Genomic DNA, 17,434 nt, shown 5'->3' on the forward strand with positions numbered 1-17,434 from the left:
GCGGGGAACTGTGGCTTCTCCTCCGCCGCGGTCCTGGCGCCTTGGCCACCGTGCCCTGAGTGTGCCGTGGGGCGACTCACCGGGGCGATGGACGGATCCCACAAGGAACTTCGGGACTCTCGGGGGACTCCGGCCATCGCGCCACACGGGACCGGGGGCGGATGATGGCCGGTTGGATCAGCCGCGCCGGCGCGGCTTGATCAGTCGCGCTTGCGCGAGGCGCGGGCGAACGAGACCGCGGCCGCTCCCACCGCGAGCGCGATCGAACCGACCCCGACGATCGGCCCGGTCGCGCGTTCGAGGGTCGGCAGCAGCGGGGTGGGGTTCTCGAAGGTCAGGATCGGCCAGCCGCGTGCGAGGGCCTCCCGGCGCAGGGCCCGATCCGGGTTGATCACCGTGGGATGCCCCACCTCCAGGAGCATCGGCATGTCCGTCGAGGAGTCGGAGTAGGCATAGGAGGAGGGCAGGTCGTAGCCGTAGCGGCCGGCGAACGCCCGGATGGCCTCGGCCTTGCCCTGGCCCTGGCAGTAGAACTCGATCTCCCCGCCGTACCGGCCGTCGGCGTCGCGGTTCATGCGCGTGCCGGCGTAGTGGTCCACGCCCAACATCCGGGCGATCGGCGCCACCAGTTCCTCGCCCGAGGCGGAGACGATCACGAGATCGTGCCCGAGCGCCCGGTGTTCGGCGAGCAACTCCTGGGCTTCGGCGTAGACGGTCGGCGAGACCCGCTCCGTCAGTGCTTCGGTGACTATCCGCTCGACCTTCGCCGGTTCCCAGCCCTTGGTGGCCGTGGCCATGGCCTGGCGGACCTTGACCATCTGTTCGTCGTCGGCATCGGAGAGGCTGAAGGCCAGCTGGGTGTACGCGAGGTCGATCACGGAGCGACGGGACAGCAGGCCCTCGTCGACGAACGATTTGTTGAACGCGAACACCGACGAGGTGGCGATGATCGTCTTGTCCAGGTCGAAGAACGCGGCGACCCGGCGAGATCGATGAGACGACCTGGGGCCCTGGCGGCGTGGGGCGGACACGCCACCACGATACGGTTGTTGCGCACAGCGCGTCAGTAAGTGATACTGATCACGCCCGTAAGGGCATCCCCCAAGGTGCTCGGTTCGTCCCCCCACGAATCGAGTTGTCTGAGAAACCGCGGCGCCCCCCCTGCCGCGGTTTCTCGCTTTCTACGGCCGGGCCCGCTGGGTTCTCCACACCCCTCGGCCCCCTCCACAGGGGACCCCTCGGACACCTTCCATGGCGGTTCCGCGGCGAGCCGCCCGGGTCACGCTGTGCCTGTGAACCCGAGCCCTCGACCCGCGCAGCCCAGACCCGCGCACACCAGACCCGCCGACACCATGGGCCCCGGCCAGCCCTCCGGCAGGACCGTCGCGGTCGATGTCTCCGACCCCGATCTCGACGCCGACGTCCGTGCGGTGCTCGCCGCCCTGGCGTTGGACTCCGGACCCCGGGGAGGGGCGCTCGCGGACGTGGTGGTGACGGACCGGTCTGACGTGGGCGGGGGTGTCGGGGAGGCGCGAGTGGTGCGGGTGGCCGCAGAGGGCGGCGGGGGCGACGACGACGAGGTGATCCAGCTGCCCTCCGGCACCTCCGACCTCGTGGGAGTGCTCATGACGCCCGTCGCAGCGCAATCGGGTCGACTGGTGGCGGTCGTCGGCGCGGTGGGCGGATGTGGGGCCAGCACGCTCGCGGCGGCGCTCGCCGTCCGGGCGTCCGCCCTGGGCCGGGCGCTGCTCGTGGAAACGGATCCCCGGGGGACGGGCATCGATCTGGTCCTGGGCGCGGAGTCCGAACCCGGCCTGCGGGTGGAGGACGTCCGCGCCGAGCTGGGCGGCCCCGACCCCGACGCCCTGTGGGAGGCCGTCCCCTTTGTGGGTTCCGGATGCCGGGTGCTGGCCCGGTCCAGGGGTCGCCGCAGCGTCGTTCTGAGTGCCTCGGGTTCGCCTTCCCCCGCCGCGGCGGGGGTGCTCGCTCCCGATGGCGCACTGGGCGCGGCGCTGGCGCATCGGGCGGCGGGCGGACTGGTGGTCTGCGACGCGGGCGGGGTCGCGGGGGATGCCCCGTTACTCGTGCGTGCGGATCTCGTCGTCGTCGTCACCAGGGCGGACCTCCAGGGCGCCGTCGCAGCCGGCCGTACGGCCGGTGGCCTGCGCCGACCCGCCCTGGTGGTCCGTACGCAGCGCGGCGATCCTCTCCACGCGGCCGACGTGGCCGACTCGGCGGGGATCGCCGCGTACCGCGAACTCCCGGAGGTCAGGGCCGTGCGCCATCTGGCCGGGTCCGGCGACCTCGGGCGTGCACTCGGACGTGGGCGGGGTGGCCGGGTGCGCCGGATCGCGGCGATCGCGGACGCACTCCTGGCGGAGGTGCGCCCCGATGAGCGCTGAGTCGGCGGAATCGACGGGCTCGACGGGCTCGACGGGGGCCGCGATCCCGGCGGACCTGGTCGACCGGGTCCGAGCCCGGTTGGCGGCGCTCGGGGTGGAGCCGGACCCCGACGAGGTGGTGCGCGCGGTCCGGGCGGAGTCCGAGGCGTTGCACGGTCACCTCGACCTGCTACGGACCGCCCGTCTGGTGCGCGAACACCTGGCCGGGGCCGGGCCGCTCGAGGTGTTGCTCGCGAGCCCGGGGGTCACCGACGTCGTGGTGGACGGGCCGGGACCCGCGCTCGTGGACCGCGGGCGCGGGCTCGAGGAGACCGACGTGGTGGTGCCCTCGGAGGCTGAACTGCGGGCCCTGGCCGTGCGGTTGGCGGGCAGGGCGGGGCAACGGCTCGATGACGCGCGGCCCTGGGCGGACGGGGTGGTGCGGTCCCGGGACGGTATGGCGTGGCGGTTGCACGCGGTGCTGCCTCCGGTGGCGGTCGACGGGACCTGCCTGTCCCTGCGGGTGTCGAGGCCGGCCCAGGCGACGTTCGCGCACCTGGTGGCCTCCGGCACCGTCCCGGCGGACGCGGAGCCGCTGCTGCGGGCGCTCGTCGAGGCCCGCGTGGGATACCTGGTGGTGGGTGGGACCGGTTCCGGGAAGACCACGCTGCTGGCTGCGCTGCTGGGGCTCGTCCCGGCCGGCGAGCGGCTGTTGTGCGTGGAGGACTCCCCGGAGCTCCGGCCCGCGCACCCGCACGTCGTGCGGCTGGTGGTGCGGCACGGCAATGTCGAGGGCGCGGGCGGGGTGGCGATGTCGGACCTCGTCCGCCAGGCCCTGCGGATGCGCCCGGACCGGATCGCCGTGGGCGAGGTGCGGGGCGGCGAGGTGGCCGACCTGCTGGCGGCGCTCAACACCGGACACGACGGCAGCGCGGGCACGGTCCACGCCAACTCCCCGACCGAAGTCCCAGCCCGGTTGGAGGCGCTCGGGGCGCTCGGCGGTCTCGACCGGGCTGCGCTGTCCGCGCAGGTCGCGGCGTCGCTGCGGGTGGTGGTGGGGATGCGCCGCTACCCGGACGGGCGGCGCGGCGTCGACTCGATAGGTGTGGTTCGGCGCGATGCGCAAGGGATCGTCGTCGATCCCGCCTGGCGGGCCGACGGCGGAGACGTCCCCGGCCGGCGGGCGTTCGAGGCGCTGCTCGCGGGAGGTGGCTCGTGATGGCGGCGGCGCTGCTCCTGGCCGGCGCGCTGCTCGTCTGGCCGGAGGGGGCGGCGCGGGACCGGCTCCGCGAGCTCGACGGCACGCCGGGACCGCGACTGGATGCGTGGCGACGGCAGTGGTCGAGGGTGCCCGCCCCGGTCCTGGTCCCCGCCCTCGCCGGGGTCACCGGCCTGGTCGCCGCCGGTCCGCTCCACGGCTGCGCGGCAGCACTGCTCGCGGCCACCATCACCGACCTGCGCCGGCGTGCGGGGGTCCGCAGGAATCAGCTGGGTCGTCTCGGCGCCTGGGAACGCGCACTCGACGACACCTCGTCGGTGCTGCGCGGAGGCGCCGGCCCGGAACTGGCGCTGAACCGGGCGGCCGAAGCCGCGCGGTCCGGCGATCCCGAGGTCGCCGCGGTGCTGACCTCGGCCGGCTCCCATGCCAGGTTGGGTGGGGATGTCGCTGCGGCGCTGTTCTCGGCCGCGGACCGCTCGGTGCCTGGCTCGGTGCCTGGCTCGGTGCGCGGCAGCGCGGTGCCCGGCGGCGTGGCGCGCAGTGGCTCGGCGCACGGAGTTCCGGTCGGGGACCGCGTGGCCGGGGAGCTCGCGGGGGCGTGGCAGTTGGCGACCCGTCACGGGGTGGAGCTGGCCGAGGTCGTGGACGGGCTCAGGGGGGACGTGGCCGCGCGCCGCGAGCGCGCGGTCCGCGTGGACGCCACTCTCGCCGGCCCCCGCGCCACCGCCATGATCCTCACCGCCCTCCCCGGAGTCGGTGTGCTGCTGGGATCGGGATTCGGGGCCGACCCGCTGGGAGTGCTGTTCGGAGCCCCACTCGGCGGGGTGATGTGCCTGATCGGGGCCGGGTTCCTCTCGGCGGGCCTGCTGTGGACGGACCGGATCGTGGCCGGAGCGGCCCGATGAGTGCTGCCCTGCTCCTGCTCGCCGCGGCGCTGTGCGTTGCCCCGTGGCGGGGGGCGGCCGCCGAGCGGCTCCGGGGCCTCGTTCCCGGCCCCACTCCCGCCCGGCGCGGTACGCCGTCGCTCCCGGCGACCTCGCTGTCCCGCGCGCTCCACCGTCTCCGGCGGCGGACCGCGGGCCCGGTCGGGACGGAGCCGCTCGCGCGGACGCTCGATCTGCTGGCGGTCGCACTACTCGCCGGGTTGCCTACGCATCTGGCCCTGGCTGCCGTCGCAGACGCGGTCGACCCCACCGATCCCGACGTGGCCGCGCCCCTGCGCGCGGCGGCCGCGCGGGTCCGGCTCGGCGCGACCCCCGCCGAGGCGTGGCGGGACGTACCGGGCGCCGGTCGGCTGGCCCCCGTCGCCCCGGTCCTCGCCCGCGCGACCGACGGGGGCGGTTCTGTCCGATCGGCGCTCGACCACGCGGCCCGCCGGCTGCGCTCCGACGCCGACGCCGCCGCGACCGCCCGTGCCGAGCGCGCTGCCGTCCTCGTGGCCGGCCCGCTCGGACTGTGCTTTCTCCCGGCGTTCGTCTGCCTGGGAGTCGTCCCCGTTGTCGTCGGCCTGGCCGGCGGGATGCTGCCGGGGGTCCTGCCGTGAGCGGCCGCCCGGCCCTACCGACTCCGAGGCGGAGACGCCGCCCCGGTCACCAGAAGGAGAAGTCAGATGACCACCTCATCCAGCACCCGGATCGCCGCCGTCGCCCACCGAACCCGCGCGGCTCTCACTCGCAGATTCCTGCCCGCCACCAGCGCGGACGCCGGGATGTCCACGGTCGAATACGCGGTCGGCACCATCGCCGCCGCAGCGTTCGGGGCGGTCCTCTACACGGTCGTGAGTGGCGACTCGATCACCGATGCGCTCAGCGGGATCATCGAGCAGGCGCTCAACACCTCGGTGTGATGGCGCCTCGTCGGCTCCGCCCGGCGGCCGCCGGGGACGATGGGTCGGTGACCGTCGAGGCGGCGCTGGGGATCGCCTCGCTCGTCGTGGTGCTCGCCATCGCCGCCTCCGGGGCCGCCGCGGCGCTCTCCCAGATCCGGGTGGTCGACGCGGCGCGGGAGGCAGCCCGGGTGGCGGCCATGTCCGGGGCGGCAGAGGGCGCCGCCGCCGGGCGTGCGGCGGCGCCGGGCGGGGAGGTGTCGGTCGACGCCAGCAGTGGTGCGGACATGACCGCCCGGGTCAGCGTCCCCGCCCGCGGACTGCCGGGGGTCGTGCTGACGGGCCGCGCAGTCGCCCGGGTCGAACCGGGAGCAGCGGGGTGAGGAAGGGCCGCGTGAGCAGTGGCGACTCGGGGAGAGTCCGCGGCGATGAGGGGTACATGGACGAGGGGTACATGACCGTCATCGCCGCCTTCGCAGTGGCGGCCGTCCTGGTGATCACTGTGGGGGTGCTGCTGGTCGGGCGGGCGGCCGTGGCCGCGCACTCCGCTCGATCAGCCGCGGACCTGGCTGCGCTCGCCGGGGCGCACGCACTACGGGCAGGGGAGGACCCGTGCGCTGTGGCAGCAGAGGTGGCCTCGGCCAACCGGGCCGTCGCGGCCAGGTGCGCGGTCGACGGCTACGACGTGGTGATCCGCGCCGACGTCCGGGTTGAACTGGGTCTGCTGGGGTCTCGGACAGCGTCGGCGGTGGCCCGCGCCGGGCCGGCCTGAGTCCGCGGTGGCGGCCGCGCGGGCACCGCGACCATGCTGCACGTCAGATATCGGTGCTAGCGGCGAGCTGCCCCACAACCTCGGTGAGCAACGCGATCGCACCCGGTTTGGAGAGGGGGTCGTTGCCGTTGCCGCACTTGGGGGACTGGATGCACGAGGGGCACCCGGACTCGCATTCGCAGGACCGGATGGCGTCCAGCGTCGCGCGCAGCCACGGGACGGCCCGGCGGAACCCGCGCTCGGCGAACCCGGCCCCGCCCGCGTAGCCGTCGTAGACGAACACCGTCGGCAGGCCCGTGTCGGGGTGCAGGGCGGTGGACACCCCGCCGATGTCCCAGCGGTCGCAGGTCGCCACGAGCGGCAATAGCCCGATCGCCGCGTGCTCGGCGGCGTGCAGCGCCCCCGGCCAGTCCGCCTCCTCCAGCCCGGCCACGCGCAACAACTGCGGGGTCAGCGTGTAGACCACGGCCCGGGTCGCCAGGACGGTCTCGGGCAGGTCCAATGGCGTCACGTCCAGGATCTCGCCGCCGCCGCGCAGCCGCCGCTGGTACCCCGTGACGCGGGCGGTCACCTCGACGTCGGCGAAGGACAGCGTCACCGGCCCCGCGGACACCGATTCGAGGGTCTCGATCAGATCGATCGACACCTGCTCCCGAGCACTGGTCGTCCACTCGGGCTCCTCCGGGCGGCACAGGGCCAACCCGTCGTCGAGGTTCAGCTCGTCCACGACGAACGATTCCCCCTGGTGCAGGTACAGCGCCCCGGGGTGGACCTGCGAGCAGGCGCGGACCGAGTCGATGGTGCCGAGCATCCGGCCGTCGACGGAGTCCACGATCACCACCTCGGCCCCACCGGTCCCGCGGATGCCGACCTCGGAGTGCGGGGTGTGGTCGTCGGCGGCCGGGTACCAGCCCGCGGGTCGACGCCGCACCAGCCCGCGAGACGCCAGATCCTCGAGGACGGCGGTCGCGCCCCAGGCGCGGGCCTCCGCGTGCGACATGGGCAGTTCGCTGACCGCGCACCGCAGCTGCCCGGCCAGCAGGACAGGGTTGCGCGGGTCGGTGACGGTGGCCTCGACGGGCCGGCCGAGCAGCGCCTCGGGGTGGTGGACGAGGTAGGTGTCGAGCGGGTCGTCGCGGGCCACCAGGACCACCAGCGCGCCCTGGCCCCGGCGCCCGGCCCGGCCCGCCTGCTGCCAGAACGACGCGATGGTCCCGGGAAACCCTGCGCTCACCACGGCGTCCAGGCCGGAGATGTCCACGCCCAGCTCCAGCGCCGAGGTCGAGGCCACGCCCACCAGGTCGCCCTCGGCGAGCGCCCGCTCGAGCCGGCGGCGGTCGTCGGCCAGGTAGCCGGCGCGGTAGGCGGCGATCCGCCCGGCGAGCTCACGGCCCCGTGCGCCGTGGTCGGATATCAGCCGTTCGCGGGCGCGCAGCGCGGTGGATTCGGCCCCGGCCCGCGAGCGCACGAAGGTCAGCGTCCGAGCGCCCTCCGCCACCAGCCCGGCCATGAGCGTCGATGCCTCGACGGGCGCGGGTCGGCGCACCGGCGCGCCGTGCTCCCCGGCGACCCCGTCCATCATCGGTGGTTCCCAGAGCGCGACGGTCCGCCCGCCCTGGGGGGACGCGTCGTCGGTCACCTCCACGCACTCGCGGCCGACGAGGGTGGTGGCGGCCACCCCGGCGTCGGAGGTGGTGGCGGAGGCCAGCACGAAGGTCGGTTCGGCGCCCATCGCGCGGGCGAGCCGGTCCAGGCGTCGGAGGACCAGAGCGACGTTGGAGCCGAACACACCGCGGTAGGAGTGACACTCGTCGACGACGACGAAGCGGAGCCCCCGCAGGATCCGCGTCCACTGGCGGGACCGGCCGAGCATCGACAGGTGGAGCATGTCCGGATTGGTGACGATCCATCGCGAGTTCTCGCGGATCCACGGCCGGGCATCGGTGGGTGTGTCGCCGTCGTAGGAGGCCGGGGCCACATGCGCGAGCCCGGGCACGGCGTCGACCAGCGACACCACCGAGGAGAGCTGGTCCTGGCCCAGCGCTTTGGTGGGGGACAGGTACAGCACACTCGCGTTCCGGTCTGCGGCGAGCGCGCTGAGCGCGGGCAGTTGGTAGCCGAGGGATTTGCCGGACGCCGTGCCGGTGGCCACCACCACGTGCCGCCCGGCGTGCGCGTGCTCGGCGGTGGCCACCTGATGGGCCCAGGGCCGGGCGACGCCGCGGCCGCGCAGTTCGTCGACCAGACCGGGGTGCGACCACGCCGGCCAGTCCGCGTACCGGGCCTCGCGGGCGGGGAGGTCGACCGTGTGGGTGACCGGGGACGCCCCGGCGGGCAGCTGCTCGAGCAGGTGTCCCAGGAGTTCGCGTCCGTATGTCGTCACCCCTCGACCGTAGAGGTGCCGCGTCCGGGCGGGTGGAGAGCGGGTGGGGGCGGGCGGTGGGCGGGTTGTTGGCTGCGGGTCGGCGGCGAAGAGGGTGTGGCCGGTTGGTCCGGGGACCGGCCCGGGGAGACCATCCTCCCGCGGAGGCTCTCGTGGTCTACTGGACGCGGTCGTCGCGGCTGCGGGTTCCCCCGCATTCCGCTGTCGACCCGGCACGCGTGGCCAACCCGCGAGTCGCACCTGCAGTATGGAAAAGGAACGTAAAGACATGGCACAGGGCACCGTCAAGTGGTTCAACGCGGAAAAGGGCTACGGGTTCATCGCACCCGAGGACGGCTCCGCCGACCTCTTCGTCCACTACTCCTCCATCGAGGGCAGCGGCTTCAAGTCGCTCGAGGAGAACCAGCGCGTCGAGTTCGAGCTCGGCGAGGGGCAGAAGGGCCCGCAGGCGCAGGACGTCCGCGCCATCTGACCGTCACGGCCGCCGCGACCCCCACGCGGTCTAGATCCGTCGAGGCCCCTACCGCATCCGCGGTGGGGGTCTCGACGCGTTGTGGCCTGGTGGCCTGGCCACCAACCCGCCTCGGTGTCGACGATTGTCGGGGCGCGACCGTAGGCTCTGAGCCGTGACGCAGCTGTCGTTCTTCGCCGCCGACGAGCACGTCCCCGAACCGGCGGATGTGGAGGGCGCTCTGGCCGCCCGCGGTCAGTCGACCCTCGCGGGCGAGGTCGCGCAGGTGTCCGTGGTTCTGGACACCGGATGGCGCGCGGACGCCCTGACAGCGATTCTCACCGGGGCCGGCCTCGGACCCGTTCGCTCGGCGCCCGGGCCGGACGGTCGGTGCACCGTGTCCACCGCCCGGACCGCGGAGCTCGCCCCGATCGTGCGCCGCTGGCGGCGTGGCGCCGTCACCGCGGTTCCGGAGGGATGGACCCCGTCGGCGGGCGCGCTACGGGTGTGGTTCCTCACCGCGGGCCGCATCTCGGCGACCGGCGCGGTGGACCTGGGGATCGACGGCGGGCTGGAGCACCATGCGCCGCGACGCGCGGCTCTGGTCGAGGCACTGGGCAGGGCCGGGATCCGCGCCGCCTATGTCGGACCGCGGGGTGACGGACCACTACTGCGGCTCGGGACGGCCCGCGCCCGCGCGCGGCTGGCCGAGACCCTCGGGGCGGCGCCCACCGGTGTGCCGTCTGCCGAGTGGCCGGGGTAGTTCACCCGCTGTTGCGTGGGCTCAACGGGTGGTGAAGTGTTCTTGCTCATGTGCATGCTCGTCGTCGCCCGCCGGGTTCACCCCCGCTACCCGCTGGTGGTGGTGGCCAACCGGGACGAGGTCCTCAGCCGTCCCACCGAACCACTGCACGAATGGACGACCTCCGGGGAGGGCGTGGACGGGATCCTCGCGGGCCGGGATGTGACGGCCGGCGGTACGTGGCTGGCCCTGGCGTCGGGGGCGCGGTTCGCGGCGGTCACCAACGTCCGCGAGAGTGGCCCTGTGCGCCCGGCGCCCGCCTCTCGCGGGGCGTTGCCGGTCGATGCGCTCACCGGGCCGGTACCCGTCTCCGGGTTCGCCCGGCACGTCGTCGACGACCTCGGCCGGTACGGCCCGGTCAACCTCCTCGCCGGTGACCTCGACGAGATGTGGTGGGCCTCCAACCGGTCCAGTCACGGACCGATGCGGCTGGGCACCGGGGTCCACGGTCTGTCCAACGCGGCGCTGGACACCCCGTGGCCCAAGGTCGTCGGGGCGGTCGGTGACGTCCGAGCACTGATGGGCACCGAGGCGATCTCGGGTCCGGACTGGTCCGGCCCCCTGCTCGACCTGCTCGCCGACCGCACCAAGGCTCCGCTGCGGCACCTGCCGCGGACGGGGGTCCCGTTCCGGCACGAGTGGCGGCTGTCTTCGCGGTTCGTCCGGATCGGCTCGTGGTACGGGACGCGGTCGACGACGGCGGTACGGATCGACGAGCACGGCACGGCCGACGTGGTCGAGCGCACGTGGGATGCCCGTGGACGCATCGCGGGGACGGTCACCGCTCGGATCTGAGTTCGTGCGGATCTCCAGCGGGTGACCGCCCCCGGGACGGTGATACGTCGGTTCTACTAGCCGGACATCGCGTCTAGCCGACGGACCAGGTGTTGCTGCCGTCGAGCAGCGCCTGCAGGTCCGAGGGCGCGGTCTCTTTGGCGGCGGCGACCTGCGCGCGGGCGAGGTCGTCGTAGGTCTCGCGCCGGACCTGGCGGATGATGCCGGTGACGGTGTACTGGAGGTCCTGGGTGGACAGGTTGGCCAGCGCGTGGGCGTAGGTCGGGTCGTCGGCGTGGGCGTCGTGGACGATGATGTCGGCCTCGTCGACCTCGGCGGTGGCGGCGACCTGGAGCGAGAACCCGGAGCGGATCACGCAGTGCTGGCCGTCGTCGCCGAAGATGATCTTCTCACCGTGGTGCAGCGGGATGAGGTGATCGCCGGCGTCTTCCTTGCGCAGCAGGTCAAACGAGCCGTCGTTGAAGATCGGGCAGTCCTGCAGGATCTCCACGAAGCTGGTGCCGCGGTGCCGGGCGGCGGCGTCGAGGACCTCGGTCAGTCCCTTGCGGTCCGAGTCCAGGGCGCGGGCCACAAAGGTGCCCTGGGCGCCGATGGCCAGGGACAGGGTGTTGAACGGGTGGTCCAGCGAGCCCATGGGGCTGGACTTGGTGACCGTGCCCGGCTCCGAGGTGGGCGAGTACTGGCCCTTGGTCAGCCCGTAGATCCGGTTGTTGAACATCAGGATGTTCAGGTTCACGTTGCGGCGCAGGGTGTGGATGAGGTGGTTGCCGCCGATGGACATGGCGTCGCCGTCTCCGGTGACCACCCAGACCGACTGGTCGGGGCGGGCCGTGGCCAGGCCGGTGGCGATGGCCGGGGCGCGGCCGTGGATCGAGTGCATCCCGTAGGTCTCGAGGTAGTACGGGAAACGACTCGAGCAACCGATGCCGGAGATGAACGTGATGTTCTCGCGCTTGAGCCCGAGCTTGGGCAGCAGGGCGCGGATGGTGGCCAGGATGACGTAGTCGCCACAGCCGGGGCACCAGCGCACCTCCTGGTCGGAGGTGTAGTCCTTGGGCTTCTGCGGCGCATCGCTCTTGGGCACGGACGCCAGTGCGTCCAGCGGCAGCACGCTGCCGACGAGTCCGGGTTCAGTGGTGGTCATGGGAATCCTCTCCTCGCTCGTCTCTCAGCGGGTTCGGTTGGCTGTGGTGGTGCCGGTGGAGGTGTGGCCGATCCGCCGGTTGCGAGCCGCGGGCTCGCCGGTCGTGGTGATGACCCCGTCGAGCGCCAGCCGGTACTTGTCGTGCTCGGTGTGGGCGAGGCGACCGGCGAACTCGGCCTCGATCGCGTTCTGCAGCTCCTCCGCGGAGAACGCCATGCCGTGCACCTTGGTGATGGGCTGGATGTCGGCGGGGAAGCGGGCCTTGAGCAGCATGGCGAGCTGGCCCAGGTTCATCTCCGGGACCAGTACGCGGCGGTACTTGGCCAGCACCTCACCGATGTTGTTCGGGAGCGGGTTGAGGTGACGCACGTGCGCGCGGGCCACGCGGTGGCCGTTGGCGCGGGCGCGGCGGACGGACTCGCCGATGGGCCCGTAGGAGGAACCCCAGCCCACGACCAGAACGTCGGCCTCGCCGGACGGGTCGTCGACTTCGAGGTCGGGCACGTCGATGAGCGCGATCTTCAGGGCCCTGGTCCGGGTCATGAGGTCGTGGTTGTCCGCCGTGTAGGAGATGTTGCCGGTGCCGTTGGCCTTCTCCAGTCCGCCGATGCGGTGCTCGAGCCCGGGCTCGCCCGGGATCGCCCAGTCGCGGGCCAGCGTCTCCGGGTCGCGGGCGTAGGGCAGGTACTCCCGGGTCGCCTTGCCGTCGTCGTCGACCTCGGGGGTCCTGGCGAGGTTCTTCTCGATCGCCGGCAGGTCCGCGATGTCGGGCAGGAGCCACGGCTCGGAACCGTTGGCGATCGCGCCGTCGGACAGGATGATGACCGGGGTGCGGTAGGTGACGGCGATCCGCGCGGCCTCGCGGGCGATCTCGAAGCAGTCCGCGGGGGACTGCGGCGCGATCACCGCGACGGGTGACTCGCCGTTGCGGCCGAAGAGCGCCTGCAGCAGGTCCGACTGCTCGGTCTTGGTGGGCAGGCCGGTGGAGGGGCCGCCCCGCTGGACGTCGATGACCACCAGCGGCAGCTCGGTCATCACGGCCAGGCCGATGGCCTCGGACTTGAGGGCCAGCCCGGGGCCGGACGTCGAGGTGACGCCCAGGGACCCGCCGTAGGAGGCGCCGAGTGCGGCCGCGACGCCGGCGATCTCGTCCTCCGCCTGGAAGGTGGTCACGTCGAACTGCTTGAGCTTGCTCAGCTCGTGCAGGATGTCCGAGGCCGGGGTGATGGGGTAGGTGCCCAGGAAGACGGGCATCTCAGCGGACTTGCCCGCGGTGACCAGGCCGTACGCCATCGCCGTGTTGCCGGTGATCTGGCGGTAGCGCCCCTGCGGCAACTGGGCGGGGAGGATCTCGTACTCGGAGGCGAAGGCCTCGGTGGTCTCGCCGTAGTTCCAGCCCGCGCGCAGGGCCAGGATGTTGGCCTCGAAAATCGTCGGCTTCTTGCTGAACTTGTCCTTGAGGAACTGCTCGATCGATTCGACCGTGCGCCCGTACATCCAGGTGAGCAGGCCGAGGGCGAACATGTTCTTGCAGCGCTCGGCGTCCTTCTTGCCGATGTCCACACTCTCGACCGAGCCGATCGTCAGCGTGCTCATGGCGACCTCGTGCACCTGGAACGCCTCGAAGGCGGGCGAACCCAGGGGGTTGGACTCGTAGCCGACCTTGGTGAGGTTGCGCTTGGTGAACTCGTCGATGTTGACGATGAGGATGCCGCCGGAGGGCAGATCGTCGATGTTGGCCTTGAGGGCGGCCGGGTTCATCGCCACCAGCACGTCCGGGCGGTCGCCCGCGGTGAGGATGTCGTAGTCCGCGATCTGGATCTGGAAGCTCGAGACGCCGTGGATCGTGCCCTGTGGCGCGCGGATCTCGGCGGGATAGTTGGGCTGGGTCGCCAGGTCGTTGCCGAAGGCCGCGGCCTCCGAGGTGAACTGGTCACCGGCGAGCTGCATGCCGTCGCCGGAGTCGCCCGCGATGCGGATGACCACCTTGTCCAGCTTGGTCTTGGACACATTGCCCACCGCTGCTGACCTCCGATAAGTTGATTTGATCGAGCTGGCCGTGACTTGGTACGGCCACCGACGGTACGCCGATTCCGGCGTCGCCCGCGGCCACGCCCGACTCGCGGAAAATGTAACACGTTCCAGTTCGGGGCCGTGGCAGTTCTTCCTCACCATAGACCGATCTGTCTATCCCTGCCAATCCGCTGCCGTTGTTCCGTCACCCTTGTGAGGGTGGGGGTGGTGGAGAAGGACGGCGACCTGGACGGCGACGACAGGGCGACCAGGTCGACGACCAGGACGGCGACCTGGACGACGACGACGATCCGCGCCGCCGCGGATCGCACGCAGATATATAGGTATAGGCCGGTGTGACGGGACCGCCGGCCCGCACGCGCGCTCCCGGGACCGCCGAGCCACACACGCGGTCCGGGTGGGCAGCCCCGGCACCAGCCCCCGGCGGTTGGCAGGACTCGCCAGGGGGCGACCGCCTGGTATGAATCTTCGTAGGTGGACCCGGGACGCGTACCGTATCCGGGGACCGGAGTCTGGTGGCGTCGAGCCACCGTCGGATCAGCGCAGGTTGGGAGCAGTTCAGTGGCGAGCAAGCAGACAGCATCGGGCGGCAAGCGGAGCCTGGTGATCGTCGAGTCCGCCACCAAGGCTCGCAAGATCCAGCCTTACCTGGGGTCCGACTACGTGGTCGAGGCCTCGGTCGGTCACATCCGTGACCTGCCCAAGGGCGCGGCCGACATCCCGGCCAAGTACAAGAAGGAGCCGTGGGCCCGGCTCGGCGTGAACCCGGAGGCCAACTTCGAGCCGATCTACGTGGTCAGCGCCGACAAGAAGAAGAAGGTCGCCGAGCTCAAGAAGGAGCTGGCCGGCGTGGACCAGCTGCTACTGGCCACTGACCCCGACCGCGAGGGCGAGGCGATCGCCTGGCACCTGCTCGAGGTGCTCAAGCCCAAGGTCCCGGTCAAGCGGATGGTCTTCCACGAGATCACCAAGCCCGCCATCCTCGCCGCCGCGGAGAACACCCGCGAGCTCGACACCGACCTGGTCGACGCCCAGGAGACCCGTCGCATCCTCGACCGCCTCTACGGTTACGAGGTCTCGCCGGTGCTGTGGAAGAAGGTCATGCCGCGGCTCTCCGCCGGGCGTGTGCAGTCCGTGGCGACCCGCGTGATCGTGGAGCGCGAGCGCGAGCGCATGGCGTTCGTCGCGGCCGACTACTGGGACATCACCGCGACCCTGGCGACGCAGCAGGCCACCGGTGGAGACGCGGGAGAGCCGCGCAGCTTCACCGCCCGCCTCGCCGCGGTCGACGGGACCCGGGTGGCCCAGGGGCGCGACTTCGGGCAGGACGGCCAGCTCAAGACGTCCGGAGCGGCCAAGGACTCGGTGATTCTCCGCGAGCCCGCGGCCCGCGCACTCGCCGACGCCCTCACGGGCGCCGACTTCGTCGTCGACTCGGTGGAGTCCAAGCCGTACACCCGACGTCCGTACGCGCCGTTCATGACCTCGACGCTGCAGCAGGAGGGCGGGCGCAAGCTCCGCTACACCTCCGAGCGCACCATGCGCATCGCGCAGCGGTTGTACGAGAACGGCTACATCACCTACATGCGTACCGACTCCACGACCCTGTCCGAGGGCGGCATGGCGGCCGCCCGGGCGCAGGCGACCGAGCTCTACGGCAGCGAGTACGTCTCGCCCACGCCGCGCCAGTACACCCGCAAGGTCAAGAACTCGCAGGAGGCCCACGAGGCAATCCGTCCCGCCGGCGAGTCCTTTGCCACCCCGGGACAGCTGCACAGCGTGCTGGACGCCGAGGAGTACCGCCTCTACGAGCTGATCTGGCAGCGCACCGTCGCCTCCCAGATGGCCGATGCCAGGGGCACCTCGGTGAGCATCCGGATCACCGGCGATGCGGGGGAGAACGCCTCCGGGTACGACCGGGCGACGTTTGCCGCCTCCGGCCGCACCATCACGTTCCCCGGTTTCCTCAAGGCGTACGTCGAGGCGGCCGAGGAGTCCACCGAGTCGTCGGACAAGCCCATGGCGGACGACGCCGAGCGGCGCCTGCCCCAGCTCGCCGAGGGGCAGCAGCTCACCGGCTCCGAGCTGTCGGCCGACGGGCACACCACCAGCCCGCCGGCCCGCTACAACGAGGCCAGCCTGGTCAAGGCCATGGAGGAGATGGGCATCGGCCGGCCCTCCACCTACGCCAGCATCATCCGCACCATCCAGGACCGGGGCTACGTCTACTCCCGCGGCAACGCGCTCGTGCCCAGCTGGGTGGCGTTCGCCGTGATCGGTCTGCTCGAGCAGAACTTCAGTCGGCTGGTCGACTACGACTTCACCTCGCTGATGGAGGACGAGCTCGACGACATCGCCGAGGGGCGGGAGAACCGGGACGACTGGCTGCGTCGCTTCTACTTCGGCGACGCCGAGGGCGCCGCGTCCGCCGGGAACGCGGCCCACGCGGTGGGACTCAAGAACCTCGTCGACGTGAACCTCGAGGCCATCGATGCGCGCAGCATCAACTCCATCCGTGTCTTCGACGACGCCGAGGGGCGGCCCGTGCACGTGCGGGTGGGCCGCTACGGCCCGTACCTCGAGCGCATGGTGGTGGGTGAGGGCGGCGAGCAGGAGTCGCAGCGCGCCAACCTGCCCGAGGGGATGAGCCCCGACGAGCTCACGCTCGAGGTGGCCGAGAAGCTCTTCTCCACCCCCCAGGACGGTCGACCGCTGGGCGTGGACCCGGCGACCGGGCACGAGATCGTGGTCAAGGACGGCCGCTTCGGCCCCTACGTCACCGAGAAGCTGCCCGAGCCCACGGACGCCGAGAAGGTCGAGTGGGCCAAGAAGGTGCTGGCCGACGCGGCCATCGAGAAGAAGCGGATCGACGCCGAGCGGGATGCCGCCATCGCGGCCGCCAAGGACGACGAGGCCAGGGCCGAGGCCAAGAAGGCCGCGACCAAGGCCAAGTCCGCCGTCACCCGTGGCGCCAAGAAGGAGGCCGACAACCCCACCGGTCCCAAGCCCCGGACCGGGTCGCTCATGCAGTCCATGGAGCCGGCCACGGTGACGCTCGAGGACGCACTCAAGTTGCTCTCGCTGCCCCGCGTGCTGGGCGTCGACCCCACCAGCGGCGAGGAGATCACCGCGCAGCTCGGCCGCTACGGGCCGTACCTGAAGAAGGGCACCGATTCGCGGACCCTGGAGTCCGAGGACGCGGTGTTCACCGTGACCCTCGAGCAGGCACTCAAGATCTACTCCGAGCCCAAGCTCCGGGGCCGGCAGGCCGCCGCCCCCAAGGCGCTGCGCGAGATGGGGGTCGACGAGGTCTCGGGCAAGGTGATGCTGGTCAAGGACGGGCGCTTCGGTCCCTACGTGACCGACGGCGAATCCAACGCGTCCCTGCGCAAGGGCGACACGGTCGAGACACTCACCGACGCCCGCGCCTCGGAGTTGCTCTCGGAGCGGCGGGCCAAGGCCCCGCCCAAGAAGGCCCCCGCGAAGCGGGCACCGGCCAAGAAGTCGCCGGCCAAGAAGGCTGCCGCGAGGGGCTGACCTGTGCGGTCCGCCGGGCCGCCGGCGGTGCGGGGCCTCGCCGGTTGGCGGACATCCCCGCCCGGTTGGCGGACAGAATTTGCGCTCCGGC

Annotated in this window: 16 protein-coding genes; 12 read left to right on the plus strand and 4 right to left on the minus strand. The window is 72.4% G+C overall.

Going from position 1 to position 17,434, the window contains the following annotated elements; all coding sequences use genetic code 11:
• Positions 1-200: 200 nt before the first annotated feature.
• Entirely contained in the window at positions 201-1,031 is an 831-nt protein-coding gene (locus tag R4P08_RS13475; protein ID WP_317814405.1) for an HAD-IB family hydrolase, read from the minus strand.
• Positions 1,032-1,292: 261 nt separating this feature from the next.
• Between R4P08_RS13475 and R4P08_RS13480 the strand changes: the two genes are divergently transcribed.
• The 7 genes from R4P08_RS13480 (at position 1,293) to R4P08_RS13510 (ending at position 6,197) form a co-directional block, all read left to right on the plus strand.
• Positions 1,293-2,402, plus strand: a complete 1,110-nt coding sequence (locus R4P08_RS13480; RefSeq protein ID WP_317814406.1) for a chromosome partitioning protein — start codon at positions 1,293-1,295, stop codon at positions 2,400-2,402.
• Entirely contained in the window at positions 2,392-3,600 is a 1,209-nt protein-coding gene (locus tag R4P08_RS13485; RefSeq protein WP_317814407.1) for a TadA family conjugal transfer-associated ATPase, read from the plus strand. The genes R4P08_RS13480 and R4P08_RS13485 overlap by 11 nt, the downstream gene beginning before the upstream one ends.
• A complete protein-coding gene (locus R4P08_RS13490; protein WP_317814408.1) occupies positions 3,600-4,505 on the plus strand; it encodes a hypothetical protein in 906 nt (301 codons plus the stop codon). The genes R4P08_RS13485 and R4P08_RS13490 overlap by 1 nt, the downstream gene beginning before the upstream one ends.
• Positions 4,502-5,143, plus strand: a complete 642-nt coding sequence (locus R4P08_RS13495) for a type II secretion system F family protein (protein WP_317814409.1) — start codon at positions 4,502-4,504, stop codon at positions 5,141-5,143. Before R4P08_RS13490 ends, R4P08_RS13495 begins: the two co-directional genes overlap by 4 nt.
• Positions 5,144-5,209: 66 nt before the next feature.
• Positions 5,210-5,446: a DUF4244 domain-containing protein gene (locus R4P08_RS13500; protein WP_317814410.1), complete on the plus strand. Its 237-nt coding sequence runs from the start codon at positions 5,210-5,212 to the stop codon at positions 5,444-5,446.
• Between the two features lie 47 nt (positions 5,447-5,493).
• Positions 5,494-5,808 carry a TadE family type IV pilus minor pilin gene (locus R4P08_RS13505; RefSeq protein WP_317814411.1) on the plus strand — a complete coding sequence of 105 codons (315 nt, stop codon included), beginning with the start codon at positions 5,494-5,496 and terminating at the stop codon, positions 5,806-5,808.
• 11 nt (positions 5,809-5,819) lie between these two features.
• Entirely contained in the window at positions 5,820-6,197 is a 378-nt protein-coding gene (locus R4P08_RS13510; protein ID WP_317814412.1) for an Rv3654c family TadE-like protein, read from the plus strand.
• Positions 6,198-6,240: 43 nt separating this feature from the next.
• Here R4P08_RS13510 and R4P08_RS13515 read toward each other — a convergent pair whose 3' ends face one another.
• Complete coding sequence (locus R4P08_RS13515; protein WP_317814413.1) at positions 6,241-8,580, minus strand: DEAD/DEAH box helicase; 2,340 nt, start codon at positions 8,578-8,580, stop codon at positions 6,241-6,243.
• A 268-nt stretch (positions 8,581-8,848) separates the two neighbouring features.
• Between R4P08_RS13515 and R4P08_RS13520 the strand changes: the two genes are divergently transcribed.
• From R4P08_RS13520 to R4P08_RS13530, 3 genes are all read left to right on the plus strand, one after another.
• Positions 8,849-9,052: a cold-shock protein gene (locus tag R4P08_RS13520; protein WP_317814414.1), complete on the plus strand. Its 204-nt coding sequence runs from the start codon at positions 8,849-8,851 to the stop codon at positions 9,050-9,052.
• A 154-nt stretch (positions 9,053-9,206) separates the two neighbouring features.
• Positions 9,207-9,794 (plus strand): hypothetical protein, encoded by a 588-nt coding sequence (locus R4P08_RS13525; RefSeq protein ID WP_317814415.1) that lies wholly within the window; start codon positions 9,207-9,209, stop codon positions 9,792-9,794.
• A gap of 36 nt (positions 9,795-9,830) precedes the next feature.
• Positions 9,831-10,628, plus strand: a complete 798-nt coding sequence (locus R4P08_RS13530; RefSeq protein ID WP_317814416.1) for an NRDE family protein — start codon at positions 9,831-9,833, stop codon at positions 10,626-10,628.
• 73 nt (positions 10,629-10,701) lie between these two features.
• On the opposite strand, the gene R4P08_RS13535 is transcribed toward R4P08_RS13530, so the two are convergent.
• Both R4P08_RS13535 and R4P08_RS13540 read right to left on the minus strand, forming a co-directional pair.
• Positions 10,702-11,772: a 2-oxoacid:ferredoxin oxidoreductase subunit beta gene (locus tag R4P08_RS13535; RefSeq protein ID WP_317814417.1), complete on the minus strand. Its 1,071-nt coding sequence runs from the start codon at positions 11,770-11,772 to the stop codon at positions 10,702-10,704.
• 24 nt (positions 11,773-11,796) lie between these two features.
• Complete coding sequence (locus tag R4P08_RS13540) at positions 11,797-13,791, minus strand: 2-oxoacid:acceptor oxidoreductase subunit alpha (RefSeq protein WP_317814418.1); 1,995 nt, start codon at positions 13,789-13,791, stop codon at positions 11,797-11,799.
• Positions 13,792-14,013: 222 nt separating this feature from the next.
• Between R4P08_RS13540 and R4P08_RS13545 the strand changes: the two genes are divergently transcribed.
• Together R4P08_RS13545 and topA are read left to right on the plus strand one after the other, a co-directional pair.
• Entirely contained in the window at positions 14,014-14,145 is a 132-nt protein-coding gene (locus R4P08_RS13545) for a hypothetical protein (protein ID WP_317814419.1), read from the plus strand.
• Between the two features lie 264 nt (positions 14,146-14,409).
• Positions 14,410-17,343 carry a type I DNA topoisomerase gene (gene topA, locus R4P08_RS13550; protein WP_317814537.1) on the plus strand — a complete coding sequence of 978 codons (2,934 nt, stop codon included), beginning with the start codon at positions 14,410-14,412 and terminating at the stop codon, positions 17,341-17,343.
• Positions 17,344-17,434: the final 91 nt, after the last annotated feature.

This window comes from Rhodococcus sp. IEGM 1408 (assembly GCF_033142235.1).
Lineage (GTDB): Bacteria > Actinomycetota > Actinomycetes > Mycobacteriales > Mycobacteriaceae > Dietzia.

Bases quoted from the DNA above. Each gene is read 5' to 3' on its own strand.
- R4P08_RS13535 (WP_317814417.1), bottom strand. From the start codon at position 11,772: ATGACCACCACTGAACCCGGACTCGTCGGCAGCGTGCTGCCGCTGGAC.
- R4P08_RS13490 (WP_317814408.1), top strand. From the start codon at position 3,600: ATGGCGGCGGCGCTGCTCCTGGCCGGCGCGCTGCTCGTCTGGCCGGAG.
- R4P08_RS13500 (WP_317814410.1), top strand. From the start codon at position 5,210: ATGACCACCTCATCCAGCACCCGGATCGCCGCCGTCGCCCACCGAACC.
- R4P08_RS13520 (WP_317814414.1), top strand. From the start codon at position 8,849: ATGGCACAGGGCACCGTCAAGTGGTTCAACGCGGAAAAGGGCTACGGG.
- R4P08_RS13495 (WP_317814409.1), top strand. From the start codon at position 4,502: ATGAGTGCTGCCCTGCTCCTGCTCGCCGCGGCGCTGTGCGTTGCCCCG.
- R4P08_RS13485 (WP_317814407.1), top strand. From the start codon at position 2,392: ATGAGCGCTGAGTCGGCGGAATCGACGGGCTCGACGGGCTCGACGGGG.